Origin of the sequence: Streptomyces sp. NPDC046716 (assembly GCF_040645755.1) — a bacterium.
Lineage (GTDB): Bacteria > Actinomycetota > Actinomycetes > Streptomycetales > Streptomycetaceae > Streptomyces.
Genome location: NZ_JBEYYU010000038.1, coordinates 24,703 through 41,495 on the forward strand (window position 1 = coordinate 24,703; position 16,793 = coordinate 41,495).

Annotated in this window: 14 protein-coding genes and 1 riboswitch; of the genes, 8 read left to right on the top strand and 6 right to left on the bottom strand. The window is 71.2% G+C overall.

The window, feature by feature from the left end; translation table 11 throughout:
• Positions 1–185 precede the first annotated feature (185 nt).
• Positions 186–467, top strand: coding sequence for an HPr family phosphocarrier protein (locus ABZ930_RS26210; RefSeq protein WP_361552385.1), 282 nt, complete (start codon positions 186–188; stop codon positions 465–467).
• A gap of 227 nt (positions 468–694) precedes the next feature.
• Here the strand turns inward: ABZ930_RS26210 and ABZ930_RS26215 are convergent, their stop codons facing one another.
• The 4 genes from ABZ930_RS26215 to ABZ930_RS26230 form a co-directional block, all read right to left on the bottom strand.
• Complete coding sequence (locus tag ABZ930_RS26215; RefSeq protein WP_361552388.1) at positions 695–1,381, bottom strand: GntR family transcriptional regulator; 687 nt, start codon at positions 1,379–1,381, stop codon at positions 695–697.
• 233 nt (positions 1,382–1,614) lie between these two features.
• Entirely contained in the window at positions 1,615–2,403 is a 789-nt protein-coding gene (locus tag ABZ930_RS26220; RefSeq protein WP_361552391.1) for a M23 family metallopeptidase, read from the bottom strand.
• Positions 2,404–2,415: 12 nt separating this feature from the next.
• Positions 2,416–2,575, bottom strand: a riboswitch (cyclic di-AMP (ydaO/yuaA leader).
• Positions 2,576–2,828: 253 nt separating this feature from the next.
• On the bottom strand, positions 2,829–4,196 hold the full coding sequence (locus ABZ930_RS26225; RefSeq protein ID WP_361552507.1) for a pitrilysin family protein: 1,368 nt from the start codon (positions 4,194–4,196) through the stop codon (positions 2,829–2,831).
• 17 nt (positions 4,197–4,213) lie between these two features.
• Positions 4,214–5,563, bottom strand: a complete 1,350-nt coding sequence (locus ABZ930_RS26230) for a pitrilysin family protein (RefSeq protein WP_361552510.1) — start codon at positions 5,561–5,563, stop codon at positions 4,214–4,216.
• Positions 5,564–5,815: 252 nt separating this feature from the next.
• On the opposite strand from ABZ930_RS26230, the gene ABZ930_RS26235 reads away from it, so the two are divergent.
• Positions 5,816–8,284 carry a DNA topoisomerase IV subunit A gene (locus ABZ930_RS26235; RefSeq protein ID WP_361552394.1) on the top strand — a complete coding sequence of 823 codons (2,469 nt, stop codon included), beginning with the start codon at positions 5,816–5,818 and terminating at the stop codon, positions 8,282–8,284.
• On the opposite strand, the gene ABZ930_RS26240 is transcribed toward ABZ930_RS26235, so the two are convergent.
• On the bottom strand, positions 8,281–9,354 hold the full coding sequence (locus ABZ930_RS26240) for a GTP-binding protein (protein WP_361552397.1): 1,074 nt from the start codon (positions 9,352–9,354) through the stop codon (positions 8,281–8,283). The genes ABZ930_RS26235 and ABZ930_RS26240 overlap by 4 nt on opposite strands.
• Positions 9,355–9,675: 321 nt before the next feature.
• Here ABZ930_RS26240 and ABZ930_RS26245 point away from each other — a divergent pair, with 321 nt between their 5' ends.
• Together ABZ930_RS26245 and ABZ930_RS26250 are read left to right on the top strand one after the other, a co-directional pair.
• Positions 9,676–10,176: a DUF6082 family protein gene (locus tag ABZ930_RS26245; protein ID WP_361552400.1), complete on the top strand. Its 501-nt coding sequence runs from the start codon at positions 9,676–9,678 to the stop codon at positions 10,174–10,176.
• Positions 10,177–10,271: 95 nt separating this feature from the next.
• Positions 10,272–10,508: a hypothetical protein gene (locus tag ABZ930_RS26250; protein ID WP_353945190.1), complete on the top strand. Its 237-nt coding sequence runs from the start codon at positions 10,272–10,274 to the stop codon at positions 10,506–10,508.
• A 273-nt stretch (positions 10,509–10,781) separates the two neighbouring features.
• Here ABZ930_RS26250 and ABZ930_RS26255 read toward each other — a convergent pair whose 3' ends face one another.
• Positions 10,782–11,951 (bottom strand): citrate synthase/methylcitrate synthase, encoded by a 1,170-nt coding sequence (locus ABZ930_RS26255; RefSeq protein ID WP_361552403.1) that lies wholly within the window; start codon positions 11,949–11,951, stop codon positions 10,782–10,784.
• A gap of 97 nt (positions 11,952–12,048) precedes the next feature.
• Here ABZ930_RS26255 and ABZ930_RS26260 point away from each other — a divergent pair, with 97 nt between their 5' ends.
• The 4 genes from ABZ930_RS26260 to ABZ930_RS26275 all read left to right on the top strand — a co-directional run bounded on the left by ABZ930_RS26260 (position 12,049) and on the right by ABZ930_RS26275 (position 16,750).
• Positions 12,049–13,323, top strand: a complete 1,275-nt coding sequence (locus ABZ930_RS26260) for a citrate synthase (protein ID WP_361552406.1) — start codon at positions 12,049–12,051, stop codon at positions 13,321–13,323.
• A 27-nt stretch (positions 13,324–13,350) separates the two neighbouring features.
• Entirely contained in the window at positions 13,351–14,277 is a 927-nt protein-coding gene (locus ABZ930_RS26265; protein WP_361552409.1) for a sucrase ferredoxin, read from the top strand.
• A gap of 98 nt (positions 14,278–14,375) precedes the next feature.
• Positions 14,376–16,043, top strand: coding sequence for a sensor histidine kinase (locus ABZ930_RS26270; protein ID WP_361552412.1), 1,668 nt, complete (start codon positions 14,376–14,378; stop codon positions 16,041–16,043).
• Positions 16,040–16,750 carry a response regulator gene (locus tag ABZ930_RS26275; RefSeq protein WP_361552415.1) on the top strand — a complete coding sequence of 237 codons (711 nt, stop codon included), beginning with the start codon at positions 16,040–16,042 and terminating at the stop codon, positions 16,748–16,750. The genes ABZ930_RS26270 and ABZ930_RS26275 overlap by 4 nt, the downstream gene beginning before the upstream one ends.
• The last annotated feature ends 43 nt before the right edge of the window (positions 16,751–16,793 follow it).

The window sequence follows — 16,793 nt, forward strand, 5'->3', positions numbered from 1 at the left end:
GCCGACCGCCGGCCGGCGGTCGGGTGCGTGTCGTCGGCTCACGGGTCGCGGCCCGCGCGCGTGGGAGGCAGGCTGAAGAAGGCCGGAGGGCCATGCGCGTACGGGACATGGGTCCGCGTCGGGCACGGGCCACGGTGTGTGAGAATGGTCTAGACAACTGTGAGACACCTGAAGGGCAGCATCACATGGCTGAGCGCCGCGTCAACGTCGGCTGGGCCGAGGGCCTCCACGCCCGTCCCGCCTCCATCTTCGTCCGCGCGGCCACGGCGGCCGGCGTCCCCGTGACGATCGCCAAGGCCGACGGCAACCCCGTCAACGCCGCCTCCATGCTCGCGGTGCTGGGCATGGGCGCCCAGGGCGGCGAGGAGATCGTCCTGGCCTCCGACGCCGAGGGCGCGGACGCCGCGCTCGACCGGCTGGCCAAGCTGGTCGCCGAGGGCCTCGACGAGCTTCCCGAGACCGTCTGACCCCAGCGCCTTTCGACGGAGCCGCGCGTTTCCCCCAGGGAACGCGCGGCTCCGTCGTTTTCTGTCGCGACGGCACTGCGCCCCCTTTCCCGAGCTCCCCGAAATCGACGCACGGCAGAAAGCACAGGGGAAATCAGCCGCGCTGAATGCGGCACAAACAAGGGCAGCGGAAAAGAGGCCGCAGCCCATTCCGCGAATAGTGCACTTCTTTGTATACGGCTCCCCTGTTAATGCTGGAGCCCCGCCGTGTTTACGGGATGTTGCGAAGTCCTCACACGCTCACCCGCGCGCGGGACGCGCAGTCGGTGGGCGGCCGTCGCGCGCTCGGCGTGCTGGGCCGTCAGGGCGCGCGCCCGCTCGGCGTCGCCGCGGGCCACGGCGTCGACGATGGCCCCGTGCTCGGACCAGGACTCGGCCGGCCGGCCCGGGGTCTCGACCGCGTACATCCAGGCGATCTTGTGCCGCAGCTGGGTGAGCAGGGTGATCAGACCGGGGCTGCCGGAGGCCTGGGCGAGCGTCTCGTGGAACCAGCCGCCCAGTGAGCGCAGGTCCTCGTTCTGCCCCCGCCTGGAGCGCTCCTGACCCAGCCTGACCAGGCCGCGCAGCACTTTGAGGTGGGCCTCGGTGCGACGCTGGGCCGCGCGGGCCGCCCCCAGCGGTTCGAGCAGCATGCGGATCTCCAGGAGGTCGGCGGCCTCCTGCTCGGTCGGCTCGGCGACGCACGCGCCCGCGTGCCGGCGCGTGACGACGAACCCTTCCGCCTCCAGGGTGCGCAGCGCCTCACGGACCGGGACGCGCGAGACGCCGTAGCGTCGCGCGAGCAGTTCCTCGGTGAGCCTGCCGCCGCGCTCGTAGACACCCGCGACGATGTCGTCGCGGATCGCCGTGCATACCGAGTGCGCGGGAATGCGCATGACCCGACCTCCGCCTTAATCCCCGCGAAACGCGGTCGATTGACGCCCGTACAAGCGCGATTGACCTCCGGTCAGCGCGCTTGCCCGATGACTCTATTCCACCGCGCTTGAATTTCCGACGGGAGGCCGTAATCCAGGGATATTTTTTGGCCACCGGCGGGTCGATCGGGACAGGCAACGCGAAAGCCCCGGCTCGGTGAGCCGGGGCTTTCGGGCGATGAGGCGGAGCCGCGTCAGACGTTCACGCCGTGCGAGCGCAGGTACGCGACGGGGTCGATGTCCGAACCGTAGTCGGGGCCGGTGCGGGCCTCGAAGTGGAGGTGCGGGCCCGTCACGTTGCCGGTGGCGCCCGAGAGGGCTATCTGCTGGCCCGGGGTGACCGACTGCCCGACGGAGACTCCGATGGACGACAGGTGACCGTACTGGGTGTACGTACCGTCGTTCATCTTGATGACGATGTTGTTGCCGTAGGCGCCGCCCCAGCCGGCCTCGACGACGGTGCCGGAGCCCACGGCGTGCACCGCGGTGCCGCTGGCGGCGTGGAAGTCGATGCCCGTGTGGCTGCCGGAGGACCACAGGCCGCTGCTGGCCTTGTAGGCGGTGGAGACGTACGAGCCGGAGATGGGCGCCACGAAGGAGTTGAGGCGCTTGCGCTCGGCCTCACGGGCGGCGCGCTCCTTGGCCTCGCGCTCCTTCTTGGCCTTCTCCTCGGCCTTGCGCTTGGCCTCCTCGGCCCGCTTCTTGGCCTCGGCCTCCGCCTTCTTCTTCGCGGCGGCCGCGTCGGCGGCCTTCTGCTGGGCGGCGGCCTGGGCGTCGATCTGGTCGGCGAGGGAGTCGCCGATGGAGATGGCCTGCGTCAGGTTGTTCTGCTCCGGGGCCGCGGTGTCCGCGGCGAGCGCCGGAGCGGCGAGGCCACCGACGACACCGGTCGTGGTGAGCGCGGCGACACTCGCGACCTGCGCGGTGGTACGCGTGATGCGGCTCGGACGACGGTGCTTCCCGGTGGCACGGGTGAACGCCATGTGGAGGCTGATCCTTTCCTTCCCTCTCGCCTACCGGGTTAGCTGACGGGTTCGGAGCAGGAAGGTCTCCTACGGGCCTCTCCTTGCGGGAGGAGCCCGATTCACCCCAGGGACTGCGGTGGGTCCCCGGCTCCCCTGGCTCGCGCCATGGGGGACTCGGCGATGACTGTCCGGTGACGCGGGCGCGGCACTGGTGCGGCGGACAGCCGGACCGACGCTAAGCGGGACATCTTTTAATCAACAAACGGATCCCGGCTTTTGTCGCGCATGCCACAGGGCAGACAGGCAACCTCCGCACCATTTCGGACATTTACGAAGCGCGGCGATCGCTTTTGCGCACGTGAGGGACATCACGGACACGACCGAGCCCCGGTGCCCTCGCGGGTCACCGGGGCTCCGGGGCGGTGCGCTCGGGAGCCTCCCGATCAGCCGGTGACCACCGTCACCTCACCGATGCCGAGTGCCTTGACCGGCTCCTCGATCTGCGCGGCGTCCCCCACGAGGATCGTGACCAGACGGTCCGCCGGGAAGGCGTTCACGACCGCCGCCGTGGCCTCCACCGTGCCCGTCTCGGCGAGTTGGCGGTACAGGCGGGCCTGGAAGTCGTCGGGCAGGTGCTGCTCGACCTGGTCGGCGAGGGTGCCCGCGACGTTCGCCGCGGTCTCGAACTTGAGCGGGGCCACGCCCACCAGGTTCTGCACGGCCGTGTCCCGCTCGGCGTCGGTGAGGCCCTCCGCGGCCAGCGTGCGCAGGACCTGCCACAGGTCGTCGAGCGCCGGGCCGGTGTTCGGGGTGTCCACGGAACCGCTGATGGCGAGCATCGCGGCGCCCGTCCCGTCCGGCGCCGAGCGCAGCACCTGGGCGAAGGACCGCACCCCGTAGGTGTAGCCCTTCTCCTCGCGCAGGACCCGGTCCAGGCGCGAGGTGAGGGTGCCGCCGAGGCAGTACGTGCCGAGGATCTGCGCGGCCCACACCCGGTCGTGCTTGTCGGGTCCGATGCGGCCGATCAGCAGCTGCGTCTGCACGGCGCCCGGGCGGTCCACGATGACGACGCGGCCGGTGTCGTCGGCCGTGACGGGCGGCACGGGGCGCGCCTGCGCGGTGTTCCCGGTCCAGGCGCCGAGCGTGTCGGCGAGCAGGCCGTCGAGGTCGACGCCGGTGAGGTCGCCCACCACCACGGCGGTGGCGGTGGCGGGGCGTACGTGCTTCTCGTAGAAGGCGCGCACGGCCGCCGCGTCGATGGCCGCGACGGTCTCCTCGGTGCCCTGGCGCGGGCGCGACATGCGCGCGTCGGCCGGGAAGAGCTGCCTGGAGAGCTCCTTGGCGGCGCGGCGGGCCGGGCTGGCGCTCTCGTGCGGGATCTCGTCGAGGCGGTTGGCCACCAGACGCTCGATCTCGCTGTCGTCGAAGGCGGGCGCCCGCAGGGCGTCGGCCAGCAGGGCGAGTCCCTTGGGGAGCCGGGAGACGGGCACTTCGAGCGAGACCCGGACGCCGGGATGGTCGGCGTGCGCGTCCATGGTGGCGCCGGCCCGCTCCAGTTCGGCCGCGAACTCCTCGGCGGAGTGCTTGTCGGTGCCCTCGTTGAAGGCCCGCGCCATGATCGTGGCGACGCCGTCGAGGCCCTGGGGCTCGGCCTCCAGGGGCGCCTCCAGGTTGACCTCCACGGCGACGACCTGCTGGCCGGGGCGGTGGCAGTGCAGGACGGTGAGGCCGTTGTCCAGCGCGCCGCGCTGCGGGGCGGGGAACGCCCACGGCCTGGCCTCGCCGGGCTGCGGCTGCGGGTGGAAGTCCATGCTCGCGAGCTGCTCGGTCACTGGCCCGCCTCCTCGTCGTTCGCTGCGGTCTCGTCGTCGGCCTCGGCGGGGGCCGTGGGCTCGTACACCAGGACCGCGCGGTTGTCGGGCCGCAGGCGCGCCTCGGCGATCTCCCGGACCTCCTCGGCGGTCACGTCGAGGACGCGCCGCACGGCGGTGAGGGCGAGCTGCGGGTCGCCGAACAGCACGGCGTAGCGGCACAGCTCGTCGGCGCGGCCCGCCACGGTGCCGAGCCGGTCCAGCCACTCGCGCTCCAACTGGGCCTGCGCGCGCTCCATTTCCTCGGGGCTCGGGCCCTCCTCGGCGAACCGGGCCAGCTCCTCGTCGACGGCAGCCTCGATGACGGGCACCTCGACGTCGCCGGACGTCTTCACGTCCAGCCAGCCGAGGCAGGGCGCTCCGGCGAGCCGCAGCAGGCCGAAGCCGGCGGCGACCGCGGTGCGGTCCCGGCGGACGAGACGGTTGTACAGCCGCGAGGACTCGCCGCCGCCGAGCACGGTCAGGGCGAGGTCGGCGGCGTCGCACGCGCGCGTGCCGTCCGCGGGGAGCCGGTAGGCGGCCATCAGGGCGCGGGCCGGCACCTCCTCCTCGACGACCTCGCGCAGCTGCTCGCCGATGACCTCGGGCAGGGCGCCGTCGCGCGGGGCCGGCTTGCCGTCGTGGCCGGGGATGGAGCCGAAGTACTTGTCGATCCAGGCGAGCGTCTGCTCGGGATCGATGTCGCCCACCACGGAGAGCACCGCGTTGTTGGGCGCGTAGTACGTGCGGAAGAAGCTCCGCGCGTCCTCCAGGGTGGCGGCGTCCAGGTCGGCCATGGAGCCGATGGGCGTGTGGTGGTACGGGTGGCCCTCGGGGTACATGAGGGCGGTCAGCTTCTCGAAGGCGGTGCCGTACGGCACGTTGTCGTAGCGCTGCCGGCGCTCGTTCTTGACGACGTCGCGCTGGTTCTCCATCGACTCGTCGTCGAGGGCCGTCAGGAGCGAGCCCATGCGGTCGGCCTCCAGCCAGAGCGCGAGCTCCAGCTGGTGGGCGGGCATGGTCTCGAAGTAGTTCGTGCGCTCGAAGCTCGTCGTGCCGTTGAGCGAACCGCCCGCGCCCTGGACCAGCTCGAAGTGGCCGTTGCCCGACACCTGCTTCGAGCCCTGGAACATCAGGTGCTCGAAAAGGTGAGCCAGACCGGTACGGCCCTTGACCTCGTGGCGCGAGCCGACGTCGTACCAGAGGCAGACCGCCGCGACCGGGGTCAGGTGATCCTCGGAAAGCACCACGCGCAGGCCGTTGGCCAGCCGGTGCTCGGTCGCTGTCAGGCCGCCGGAACCGGCCTCGGCGGTGGCCGTGTGACCCATGGGCATGTACGTCCCTTCGATCGCGGAAAGTGCAGAAGTGCTGCCAGTCCTGCCACTGTATGCAAGCGTGCTGACCCCTGGCGAAGTTCCCGCCCGGGCTACGCCGTGAGCGAGCACTCGGCCCCGGGAGAGCCCCGAACCGCACGGTACGGACGGGTCGCGAGCAGCGTTGTCAGTGGCGCGGTCCACAATGGTCCGCGACAGTTCCCGTTTCATGTACCCGTTCATGTTGGTGAAGGAGCCGCAGCAGCGATGGCCCGCCGCAGCACGAAGACCCCGCGACCCGATGACGACGCTCCCTTCGAGGAGAGGATCCTCGACATCGACGTGGTCGACGAAATGCAGGGCTCCTACCTGGAGTACGCGTACTCGGTCATCTACTCCCGCGCCCTGCCTGACGCGCGCGACGGGATGAAGCCCGTGCACCGCCGCATCGTCTACCAGATGAACGAGATGGGGCTGCGCCCCGAGCGCGGCTATGTGAAGTGCGCCCGCGTCGTCGGCGAAGTCATGGGTAAGTTGCACCCCCACGGCGACGCGTCGATCTACGACGCGCTGGTCCGTCTGGCCCAGCCGTTCTCCATGCGCGTCCCCCTGGTGGACGGGCACGGCAACTTCGGCTCGCTGGGCAACGACGACCGCCCGGCCGCCATGCGGTACACCGAGTGCCGCCCGGCCGCCGCCGCAGCCCTGATGACGGACTCGATCGACGAGAACACGGTCGATTTCGCGCCGAACTACGACGGCCAGGAGCAGGAGCCCCTGGTCCTCCCGGCGGCCTACCCGAACCTGCTGGTGAACGGCGCGTCGGGCATCGCGGTCGGCATGGCGACGAACATGCCGCCGCACAATCTGGGTGAAGTGATCGCCGCCGCGCGCCACTTGATCAAGCACCCGGGAGCGGACCTCGAGACGCTCATGAAGTTCGTACCGGGACCCGACCTGCCGACCGGCGGCCGGATCGTCGGCCTGGCCGGCATCAAGGACGCCTACGAGTCGGGGCGCGGCACCTTCAAGATCCGCGCGACGGTCGCGGTGGAGACCGTGACGGCGCGCCGCAAGGGCATCGTCGTCACGGAGCTGCCCTTCGCGGTCGGCCCCGAGAAGGTCATCACGAAGATCAAGGAACTGGTCGGCGCGAAGAAGCTCCAGGGCATCGCCGACGTCAAGGACCTGACCGACCGCGAGCACGGCCTGCGCCTGGTCATCGAGATCAAGAACGGCTTCGTGCCGGAGGCCGTCCTGGAGCAGCTCTACAAGCTGACGCCGATGGAGGAGTCCTTCGGTATCAACAATGTGGCGCTGGTCGACGGCCAGCCGCTCACCCTCGGCCTCAAGGAACTCCTCGAGGTCTACCTGGACCACCGGTTCACCGTGGTGCGCCGCCGCAGCGAGTTCCGCCGCACCAAGAAGCTGGACCGGCTGCACCTGGTGGAGGGCCTGCTCGTCGCCCTGGTCGACATCGACGAGGTCATCCGCATCATCCGCTCCAGCGAGAACAGCGCGGAGGCCAAGCAGCGCCTCATCGAGCGCTTCTCGCTGAGCGAGATCCAGACGCAGTACATCCTGGACACGCCGCTGCGCCGGCTCACCAAGTTCGACCGCATCGAGCTCGACGCGGAGCGCGACAAGCTCAACGGCGAGATCGACGAGCTGACCGGGATCCTCGACTCGGACGCGGAGCTGCGCAAGCTGGTCTCCACCGAACTGGCCGCCGTGGCGAAGAAGTTCGGCACCGACCGGCGCACGGTGCTCCTGGAGTCCGCGGGCACCCAGGTCGCCTCCGTGTCGCTGCAGGTGGCCGACGACCCGTGCCGCGTACTGCTCTCCTCGACGGGCCTGCTGGCCCGTACGGCGAACGGCGAGCCGTTCCCGGAGGACGACGGCAGCGCCAAGCGGGTCAAGCACGACCTGATCATCTCCGCGGTGCCGGCCACGGCCCGGGGCGAGATCGGTGCGGTCACCTCCGAGGGCCGTCTGCTGCGGCTGAACGTGATCGATCTGCCACAGCTCCCGGACACGGCGTCGGCGCCGAATCTGTCCGGTGGTGCGCCGGTCACCGAGTTCCTGTCCTCCCTGGAGGCCGACGAGAAGGTCGTCTGCCTGATGACGCTCGACGAGTCGTCGCCTGGCCTGGCCATCGGCACCGAGCAGGGTGTGGTCAAGCGCGTGGTGCCGGACTATCCGGCCAACAAGGAGGAGCTGGAGGTCATCACGCTCAAGGACGGTGACCGGATCGTGGGCGCGATCGAGCTGCGGACGGGCGAGGAGGACCTGGTCTTCGTCACGGACGACGCGCAGTTGCTGCGCTTCCAGGCGTCGATCGTGCGCCCGCAGGGCCGTCCCGCGGGCGGCATGGCCGGTGTGAAGCTGGCGACCGGAGCGAAGGTCATCTCGTTCACCGCGGTCGATCCCGCGGTCGACGCGGTGGTGTTCACGGTGGCCGGCTCGCGCGGCACGCTGGACGACTCGGTGCAGACGACGGCGAAGCTGACGCCGTTCGACCAGTACCCGAGGAAGGGCCGCGCCACGGGCGGGGTGCGCTGCCAGCGGTTCCTGAAGGGCGAGGACTGCCTGAGCCTGGCCTGGGCCGGCCCGGCGCCCGCACGGGCGGCGCAGAAGAACGGCACGCCGGCCGAGCTGCCGGAGATGGACCCGCGCCGCGACGGCTCGGGCATCTCACTGGCGAAGACGGTGGCGGTGGTGGCGGGGCCCGTCTAGAGGTCCGCCGTCTCGTTGTCCTGTACGTAGCGGAGAACGCCCCACATGCTGTGCTCGTCGGCAGTGTGCGGGGCGTCGCTCGTACAGGCGGCGAGTGCGCGGTCGAGCGCCTCGATGTCGACACCCGCGCCGATGAGGACGAGTTGCGTCAGCCGCGGCGCACCGGTCCCCGGCCACGGTTCCGGATAGAACCGCAGGAACCGCCCGACGGCGTGCACCGCGTACCTGTTGCGCGGATCGACGGCGCCGAAGTCGACGTACCCCTTGATCCGGTAGAGCCCCTCGGGCCGGCTGTCCAGGAAGGCCATCAGCCGGCGTGGGTCCATGGGCACCTCGGAGGTGAAGGCGACGCTCTCGTAGGCGTCGTGCAGATGCCCTTGATGCGCCTGGTCCTCGCCGTGACCGTGCCGGTGGAGATCGTCGAACGACAGCTGCCCGATCCGCTCCTCGCCCGGTCGGCAGTCGAAGAGCATCTCCGGGTCGACACGCCCGTACGACGCGGTGACGACGGCCGCGGTCTCCGCCGCCGTCCGTACGGCGCCGAGCACCCGCTCCCGCTCCGCCGCGTCCACGCGGTCGCCCTTGTTCACGACGACGAGGTCCGCGAGGCCCAGGTGCCGGGTCACCTCGGGGTGCTTCTCGCGGGTCGCGTCGAACTCGGCGGCGTCGACGACCTCGACCAGACCGCCGTAGACGATCCGCGGATTCTCACTGGCGAGCACCATGCGCACCAGCTCCTGCGGTTCCGCGATCCCGCTGGCCTCGATCACGATGACGTCAATGGCATGCATGTCATTGACGGGACGAGTCAACTTGTCCAGGTAGACGTCAAGCTCACTGGCGTCCACGGCGCAGCACAGACATCCGTTGCCGAGCGACACGGTCGAGTCGCCGAGCTGTCCGGCGACGGCCATCGCGTCGATCTCGATCGCCCCGAAGTCGTTGACGATCGCCCCGATCCGGGTACCACCGCTGTGGTGGAGCAGATGGTTCAGGACCGTGGTCTTCCCCGAGCCGAGAAAGCCCGCCAGAACGACGACCGGGATCTGCGACGGGTTCGCCTTGCTCAACGTGCGACCTCTCTCACTCCGGAGCACCACCGGCTCGGTGGCCGGATCTCGTACGAAGGACGACTGCCGCCCCAGGATACGAGCGCGGGAAAGGTCGCTCGGTGAACGATTGCTAACGCCGATCGCTGGGAAGATGTCAGGACATGGCGCCGGGGTGTGCGACCCGAGCTTCCCTCCGTGCGCCTCCTCTCCGCCCCCCTGCCGATCAGAGCCGCTCGGCATCCTGGGAGGCGGCAAGCGCACCGCCCACCGCTCGCCGGTCCCCGTCTCTGTCGACCCGCACCGACGACCGGCTCGCGGTCGCCTGAACCGGGGGTTGACATGGCCACTAAGAGTTACGGAGCACGGGCACTGGCCGCCGCGCTGGCGGCCGGTGCCGGGACGGCCGCGGGGTCCCTGACCTCGCTGGTGACGCGCAGACGGCGGAACGCCGCCCTCACCGAGCAGCACCGGCTCCACTTCGATCTGCTCTGCAAGGCCATGGACGATCCGGCGCTGGCCGCCGTCCTCGACACGTACGAGGAGCCGGTCCCTCCGGAGCAGCAGCGCCAGTTCCTGTTCGCCAACGCGCTCTACACGAACGCTCTCTACTTCCATCGCATCGGCGCCATGAACCGCCGTGAGCTCTACGGCCACCTTCGGGTGATCTGCCAGAACCCGATCGTCCGGTCCTACCTGACGGCCACCCAGCATCATCGCGCCAGTCTCGAAGGGACCTCCGCCGAAGCCGAACTCGGCCGCATGGTCGAACAACTGCTCCAGGATCTGGAGGAGGCTGAAACGGATGAGTGGTGGGTGGTTGGCGAACCTCCTTGCGATTAAACCCAGTTGGCGTATCCAACACGCTTCGAGAGGGTTCCCGAGCGGCTAATCTGTGCCCGCTCCTAACCCACCCAGCCCCAAGGACCGGGATCCTCTTGAAAATCGTGCGCCGCATCGGTGCGTCTCCCCGTCAACGCGGAAGCGCCTCTGGTCAGACCTGTCCCGACATCTTCGAGCTCGCGGACGGCAACTTCGCGGTCATCGGCACGGATGCGACCGAGGCACTCGACGCCGAGTTGCCCACCGATGCCGCGCGGGCCGACTACGAGCGGATCGTGGTCATCACCCGCGACACTCTGGTGCGGGCCAAGGCGGACATCCCGGAGGCGTGATGCCGGCCATTCGGACATCGGGCCATCCGGACATCGGCACAACGTGACCGTCGCCCGCGTCCCGTCTCACGACCAGCGCAGCACCAGGGGCGACGACGCCCCGCCCCTACCGTCCGGCAGCGACACCAACGCGGCGCCGGCCGACCTGGACTCCAGCACAGACCGTCCTCCGGACGGGCCCACTCCCTGATCGGGACCGCGTAGCTCCTGCGCGGTCGAGGTCCGGCAACCACCGTCGCCCGGCCTCGACCGCACCAGTCTCGCCCGCACTCGTCACGAGACGACCGGCACCGCCACCGGCGGCTCCACGCCCACATAGCGCGCCGCAGGCCGGATGATCTTCGAATCCTGAGCCTGTTCGAGAATGTTGGCGCTCCAGCCGACGACCCGCGCCGCGGCGAACGTCGGCGTGAACATGGTCCGGGGCAGCCCGCACAGCTCCATGACCACGCCCGCGTAGAACTCCACGTTCGTGTGCAGTTCCCGGCCCGGCTTCAGCTCGGCGAGGATCGCCTCGACATGGCGTTCGACCTCGACCGCGAACTCCACGAGCGGCCCGCCGAACCCCTCCGCGATTCCGCGCAGCATCCGCGAACGCGGGTCCTCCGTCCGGTAGACGGGGTGCCCGAATCCCATGATCCGGTCACCGGCCAGGACCCGTTCGCGGATCCAGGCGTCGATGCGGTCCGGGGTGCCGATCGCGTCCAAGGTGTCGAGCGCACGACTGGGCGCGCCGCCGTGCAGCGGTCCGGACAGCGCTCCGATCGCGCCGACCAGACAGGCGGCGACATCCGCGCCGGTCGACGTGATGACGCGCGCCGTGAACGTTGACGCATTGAAACCGTGGTCAATGGTGGAGATGAGGTACTGCTCCACGGCCCGTGCGGACGCGGGGTCCGGCTCCGAACCCGTCAGCATGTACAGGTAGTTGGCCGCGTAGGAGAGGTCCGCGCGCGGCTCCACCGGATCGAGCCCTTCGCCGAGCCGGTGCAGTGCGGTGAGCAGCGTGGGGACCACGGCGGCCGCGGCGAGGGTGTCCTCACGGCGCCGGTCGGCATCGATGTCGTAGACGGGCCGGAAGCCGCGGGAGGCACCGAAGAGCGACAGGGCCGTGCGGAGTCCGGCGAGCGGCCCCGACAGGGGCCCGGCCGCCGCGATGGCGGGCAGAGCCGCGCGCACCTCGTCGGGGAGGGTGCGCAGTGCAGCGGTCTCCCGGGCGAAGGCGGCCGACCGCCGGGCGTCGGGCAGTTCGCCGTGGATCATCAGGTGCCAGACGTCCTCGAAGCTGCGGCTCTGCGCGAGTTCGACGGCGGAGTACTGGCGGTAGTGGTAGAAGCCCTCGCGTCCTCTGACGTCCCCGAGCGCGGTGTCGGTGACGACGACACCGGCGAGCCCGCGCGGTACGTCGACGACAGGGGTGGCCGTGGTCCCGTTGGTCGGCATGTTTCCTCCCTTTACTTGATTCGACTGTCCATGCTTGACTCGATCTCTGTCAATATTGATTGAATCAACCTATTGTCGTCCGGATACGGTGACGCACATGAGGGATCAAGAACCGGGACCGCCGGCCACCCGTCAGGCTCGCCGACTGAGCACAAGGGAGACCGCCGAACTGCTCGGTGTGAAGCCCGAGACCGTGTACGCGTACGTGAGCCGGGGGCAGCTCACGAGCCGCCGGGGCGAGGGCAGGCGCGGCAGCACCTTCGACGCCGCCGAGGTCGAGGCCCTGTCCCGGCGCAACAAGCGGGAGAGCACGACGGGTTCGGCGGCGAACGAGCTGACGGTGCGCACCCGTCTCACCCTCATCGACGCGGACAGGTACTTCTTCCGGGGGGTCGATGCCGTGGAGCTCGCGAAGCGTCACTCCTACGAGGAGGTCGCGGAGTGGCTGTGGACCGGGACCCTGCGGCCCGGCGCCCGGTTCACCGCGCCGCAGGAGTCGCGCGCGGCGGCCCGGCGCGCGGTCGCCGCACTGCCCGAATTCACCAGTCCCGTGGACCGGTTGCGCGTCGCGGCCGTCGCCGCCGCCACCGCCGACCCGCTGCGCTACGACCTGTCCGAGGAGTCCGTCCTCGGCGCCGCGCGCTCCCTCATCCCGACGCTCGCGACCGCTCTGCCCCTCGTGAGCTCCACGTACGCGGACGATGAGCCGATCGCCCGTCGGCTGTGGGGCAGGCTGTCGCACAAGGCGCCCGACGAGGCGTCACTGCGCGCGCTGGACCTGGCCCTGGCCCTGCTCGCCGACCACGACCTGGCCGCTTCGACGCTCGCCGTCCGGGTGGCGGCGTCGGCCCGCGCGCACGCGTACGCGGCCGTCTCCGCGGGTCTGGGCGTCCTCGAGGGACCTCTGCACGGCGCGGCGAGCGGCCTGGCCCACCGGATGCTCCTGGACGTCCTGGACCGCGGCGGCGCCGGTCCGGTGGTCTCCGACGAACTGCGCGCCGGGCGCCGCGTCCCCGGCCTCGGGCACCGCCTCTACCGGGGCGAGGATCCGCGCGCGCAGGCGCTGTTCGCGGCACTGGAGGAGTTGCCCGAGGCACGGCCCGCGCTCGCCGCGGCCCGTGACGTGGTGGCGACGACGGCCCGCCACACCGACCTGCACGCCAACGTGGACCTCGCGCTCGCCGTGTTCACGGCCTCCTTCGGGATGCCTGCCGAGGCGGGCGAGACCCTGTTCGCCGTCGCGCGCACGGCGGGCTGGATCGCCCACGCCCTGGAGGAGTACGGCGAACGGCCGCTCAGGATGCGGCCCACCGGCCACTACGTAGGCGCGCGTCCGCCGCAGCCGCTGCCGGCCCCACCTGGACAGGAGTGATCGGCGCAGCGGATTAGGCTGCCCTTTGTGAGTACGTGTACGACCGCCTCGCGTGATCTCGACGAACCCCTCGCGGGAACCGCGGCCACCGCCCGGACCTGGCTGCTGATCGAGCAGCCGGGCCCCTGGGGCGCCAAGGCGCTGACCTCCAGCCATCTGGACCCCGAGGTGGGCCGGGCCCTGGAGGCGGCCGCCGACGGCACCGGCGTGCGCGTCGCCCTCGTGCGCCGCCCCGGCCGGCACGCGGACCGCCACGGACAGCCCCGGCGCCAGGTGTACATCGCCCACACCGCACCCGGTGGCGCCTGGCTGCGCGGCGCCACGATCACCTCTCCCGATGAGTTGCTGACGCTCGATTTCGCGGCTCTGGGGGCGGGGGTGCACGGCGGTTTCGGCACGCCCCACGAAGGCGCTCCGCTCGCGCTCGTCTGCACGAACGGAAAGCGCGACCGCTGCTGCGCCGTCCTGGGCCGGCCGCTCGCCTCCGAACTCGCGCTCTCCGGCGAGGAGGGCGTCTGGGAGGTCACCCACCTCGGCGGGCACCGCTTCTCCCCCACGCTCCTGGTGCTCCCGTACGGCTACGCCTACGGACGGTCCACGGCCGCGGAGGTGAAGGAGATCCTGGAGGCGGTCCGTACCGGCCGCGTCGTCACCGAAGGGTGCCGCGGCAGCTCCGCCTGGGACCGCCCGGGCCAGGCGGCGGAGCTCGCGGTGCGCCGGGCCGCCCACGAGGACGCCGCCGATGCCCTGACCGTCGTCCACACGCGGACCGTCGAGGGCGACGCCCCGCGCTGGGAGGTGGCGCTCGCGCACGTCGACGGGCGCCGGTGGCAGGCCACGGTGGTTCAGGAGGCGTCCGCGCCGCCACGCCCCGAGAGCTGTGGTGCCGCGCTCGGATCACCGGCCCGCATGGATGTCGTGGCGGTTCGGGAGGTTCCCGCGCCTCTCGGCTGACGGAGTCCTCACCTCGTACGAGGGCGGTTCCGGCCGCGTACGAGATCCGCGCCACAAGGTCTTCGACGGGGACGCACGGGCCCGTACCGTTCGTCCTCATGAGCACGACTCCCCCCGCCCGCCGCCTGCGTCTCGGCCTGCCCCGGCGCATGTTCGCGCAGGTGCTGGTCATGCAGCTGGCGATCGCGGCCGGTGTCGCCGTGCTCGCCACCGGGCTGTTCCTGGCACCCCTGAGCGACCAGTTGGACGACCAGGCGATGCGGCGGGCGCTGGCCATCGCGCAGACCACCGCGGCCCAGCCGCGGATCGCCGACGATCTGCGCTCCACGCGGCCCACGGTCGGCGGGCCCGTGCAGGCGGCGGCGGAGCGGATCCGGCGGGCCAGCGGCGCCGAGTACGTCGTGATCATGAACAAGAAGGGTGTGCGCTGGTCGCACACCGACACCGGCCAGATCGGCAAGGTCGTCTCGACGGACCCCAGCGAGGCGCTGAAGGGCCGCGAGGTGATGCAGATCGACGACGGGACCCTGGGCCGCTCCGCGCGCGGCAAAGTGCCCCTGAGGGGCCGTGACGGCGCCATCGTGGGCGCCGTGTCGGTCGGTATCGAGTACGACAGCGTGCGGGCCCGCCTCGTCCATGCCATCCCCGGCCTGTTCGCGTACGCGGGCGGAGCGCTGGCCGTCGGCGCGCTCGCCGCCTACCTGATCTCCCGCCGGGTCCAGCGGCAGACGCGCGATCTGGCCTTCTCGGACATCGCCGCGCTGCTGGCCGAGCGCGAGGCGATGCTGCACGGCATCCGGGAGGGCGTCGTCGCCCTGGACCGCGGCGGCCGCATACGGCTGCTGAACGACGAGGCGCAGCGGCTGCTCGGCCTCGACGCGGCGTCGATCGGTCAGCCGCTGGACGCCGCGCTCGGCCCCGGACGGACGACCGACGTGCTCGGCGGCCGGGTCGCCGGCACCGATCTGCTGACCGTGCGCGGCCAGCGCGTTCTCGTCGCCAATCGGATGCCCACGCACGACGGGGGCGCCGTCGCCACCCTGCGCGACCGGACCGAACTGGAGCAGCTCGGCCGCGAACTCGACTCCACGCGCGGCCTGATCGACGCCCTGCGCGCCCAGGACCACGAGCACGCCAACCGGATGCACACCCTTCTGGGGCTGCTGGAGCTGGAGATGTACGAGGACGCCGTGGAGTTCGTGGGCGAGGTGGTCGGTGACCACCGGGCGACCTCGGAACAGGTCACCGAGAAGATCCACGATCCGCTGCTCGCCGCGCTGCTCGTCGGCAAGGCGGCCGTGGCGGCCGAGCGGGGCGTGGCCCTGTGGATGTCCGACCGTACGCTGCTGCCCGACCGGCTGATCGATCCGCGTGGCCTGGTGACCGCGGTGGGCAATCTGGTCGACAACGCGCTGGACGCCGTCGCGGGCACCCCGCACGCGCGCGTGGAGGTCGAATTGCGCGCCGAAGGGACGACGGCCGTCGTGCGCGTGCGGGACACCGGGCCCGGGATCCCCGCGGACCAACGAGAGTTGATCTTCACCGAGGGCTGGTCCACCAAGAAGCCGCCGGCACACGGCAAGCGCGGTATCGGTCTGGCCCTGGTGCGCCGGCTCGCGGAGCGGCAGGGCGGCCGTGCCACGGTCACGGAGGCCGACGGCGGCGGAGCCCTGTTCACGATCGTGCTGCCCGACGCCCTCACCGAACCGGCCTCCGGTACCGCGCACGACGACGCGGGCACCCTGACGACGGAGGAGACGCGATGAACGACGGACCCATCGACGTCTTGGTCGTGGACGACGACACCCGGGTGGCGCGGGTCAACGCCGCGTACGTGGCGAAGGTCTCGGGATTCCGGGTCGCCGGTGAGGCGCACAACGCGGCCGACGCGCTGCGGCTGGTGGAGGAGCGGCCTGGACTCGATCTGGTGCTCCTGGACCACTATCTGCCCGACGAGACGGGCCTGGACCTGGTACGCGAGATGCGCCGGCGCGGCCACCAGACCGATGTGATCATGGTGACTGCTGCTCGTGACGTGGCCACGGTGCAGGCGGCGATGCGTCAGGGTGCGCTGCAGTACCTGGTCAAGCCGTTCGCGTTCGCCGCTCTGCGCGCCAAGCTGGAGGCGTACGCGGCGCTGCGGCACACCTTCGCGGGCGGCGGCGAGGCCGAACAGGCCCAGGTGGACCGGATCTTCGGGGCCCTCTCGGCGACCGGGGCGCAGCCCGAGCTGCCCAAGGGCCACTCGTCGAGCACGGCGGAGCTGGTCCGCAGGACGCTGGTCGACGCCGAACGGGCGCTGTCCGCGCAGGAGATCGCGGACCTGACGGGCCTGAGCCGGCAGACCGCTCAGCGCTATCTGAAGCTGCTGGAGCGCACCGGCAGCGCGAAACTCACGCTGAAATACGGTGACGCGGGCCGCCCGGAGCATCTCTACGTCTGGGCGGACCCGCGCCGGGGGCCCGGGGCCTGAACCAGGCTCCACGCTCACCCCGAGAGCGGCCCCGACGGTCCGC

Bases quoted from the DNA above. Each gene is read 5' to 3' on its own strand.
- ABZ930_RS26210 (WP_361552385.1), top strand. From the start codon at position 186: ATGGCTGAGCGCCGCGTCAACGTCGGCTGGGCCGAGGGCCTCCACGCC.
- ABZ930_RS26215 (WP_361552388.1), bottom strand. From the start codon at position 1,381: ATGCGCATTCCCGCGCACTCGGTATGCACGGCGATCCGCGACGACATC.
- ABZ930_RS26220 (WP_361552391.1), bottom strand. From the start codon at position 2,403: ATGGCGTTCACCCGTGCCACCGGGAAGCACCGTCGTCCGAGCCGCATC.
- ABZ930_RS26225 (WP_361552507.1), bottom strand. From the start codon at position 4,196: ATGGACTTCCACCCGCAGCCGCAGCCCGGCGAGGCCAGGCCGTGGGCG.
- ABZ930_RS26230 (WP_361552510.1), bottom strand. From the start codon at position 5,563: ATGGGTCACACGGCCACCGCCGAGGCCGGTTCCGGCGGCCTGACAGCG.
- ABZ930_RS26235 (WP_361552394.1), top strand. From the start codon at position 5,816: ATGGCCCGCCGCAGCACGAAGACCCCGCGACCCGATGACGACGCTCCC.
- ABZ930_RS26245 (WP_361552400.1), top strand. From the start codon at position 9,676: ATGGCCACTAAGAGTTACGGAGCACGGGCACTGGCCGCCGCGCTGGCG.
- ABZ930_RS26255 (WP_361552403.1), bottom strand. From the start codon at position 11,951: ATGCCGACCAACGGGACCACGGCCACCCCTGTCGTCGACGTACCGCGC.
- ABZ930_RS26260 (WP_361552406.1), top strand. From the start codon at position 12,049: ATGAGGGATCAAGAACCGGGACCGCCGGCCACCCGTCAGGCTCGCCGA.
- ABZ930_RS26270 (WP_361552412.1), top strand. From the start codon at position 14,376: ATGAGCACGACTCCCCCCGCCCGCCGCCTGCGTCTCGGCCTGCCCCGG.
- ABZ930_RS26275 (WP_361552415.1), top strand. From the start codon at position 16,040: ATGAACGACGGACCCATCGACGTCTTGGTCGTGGACGACGACACCCGG.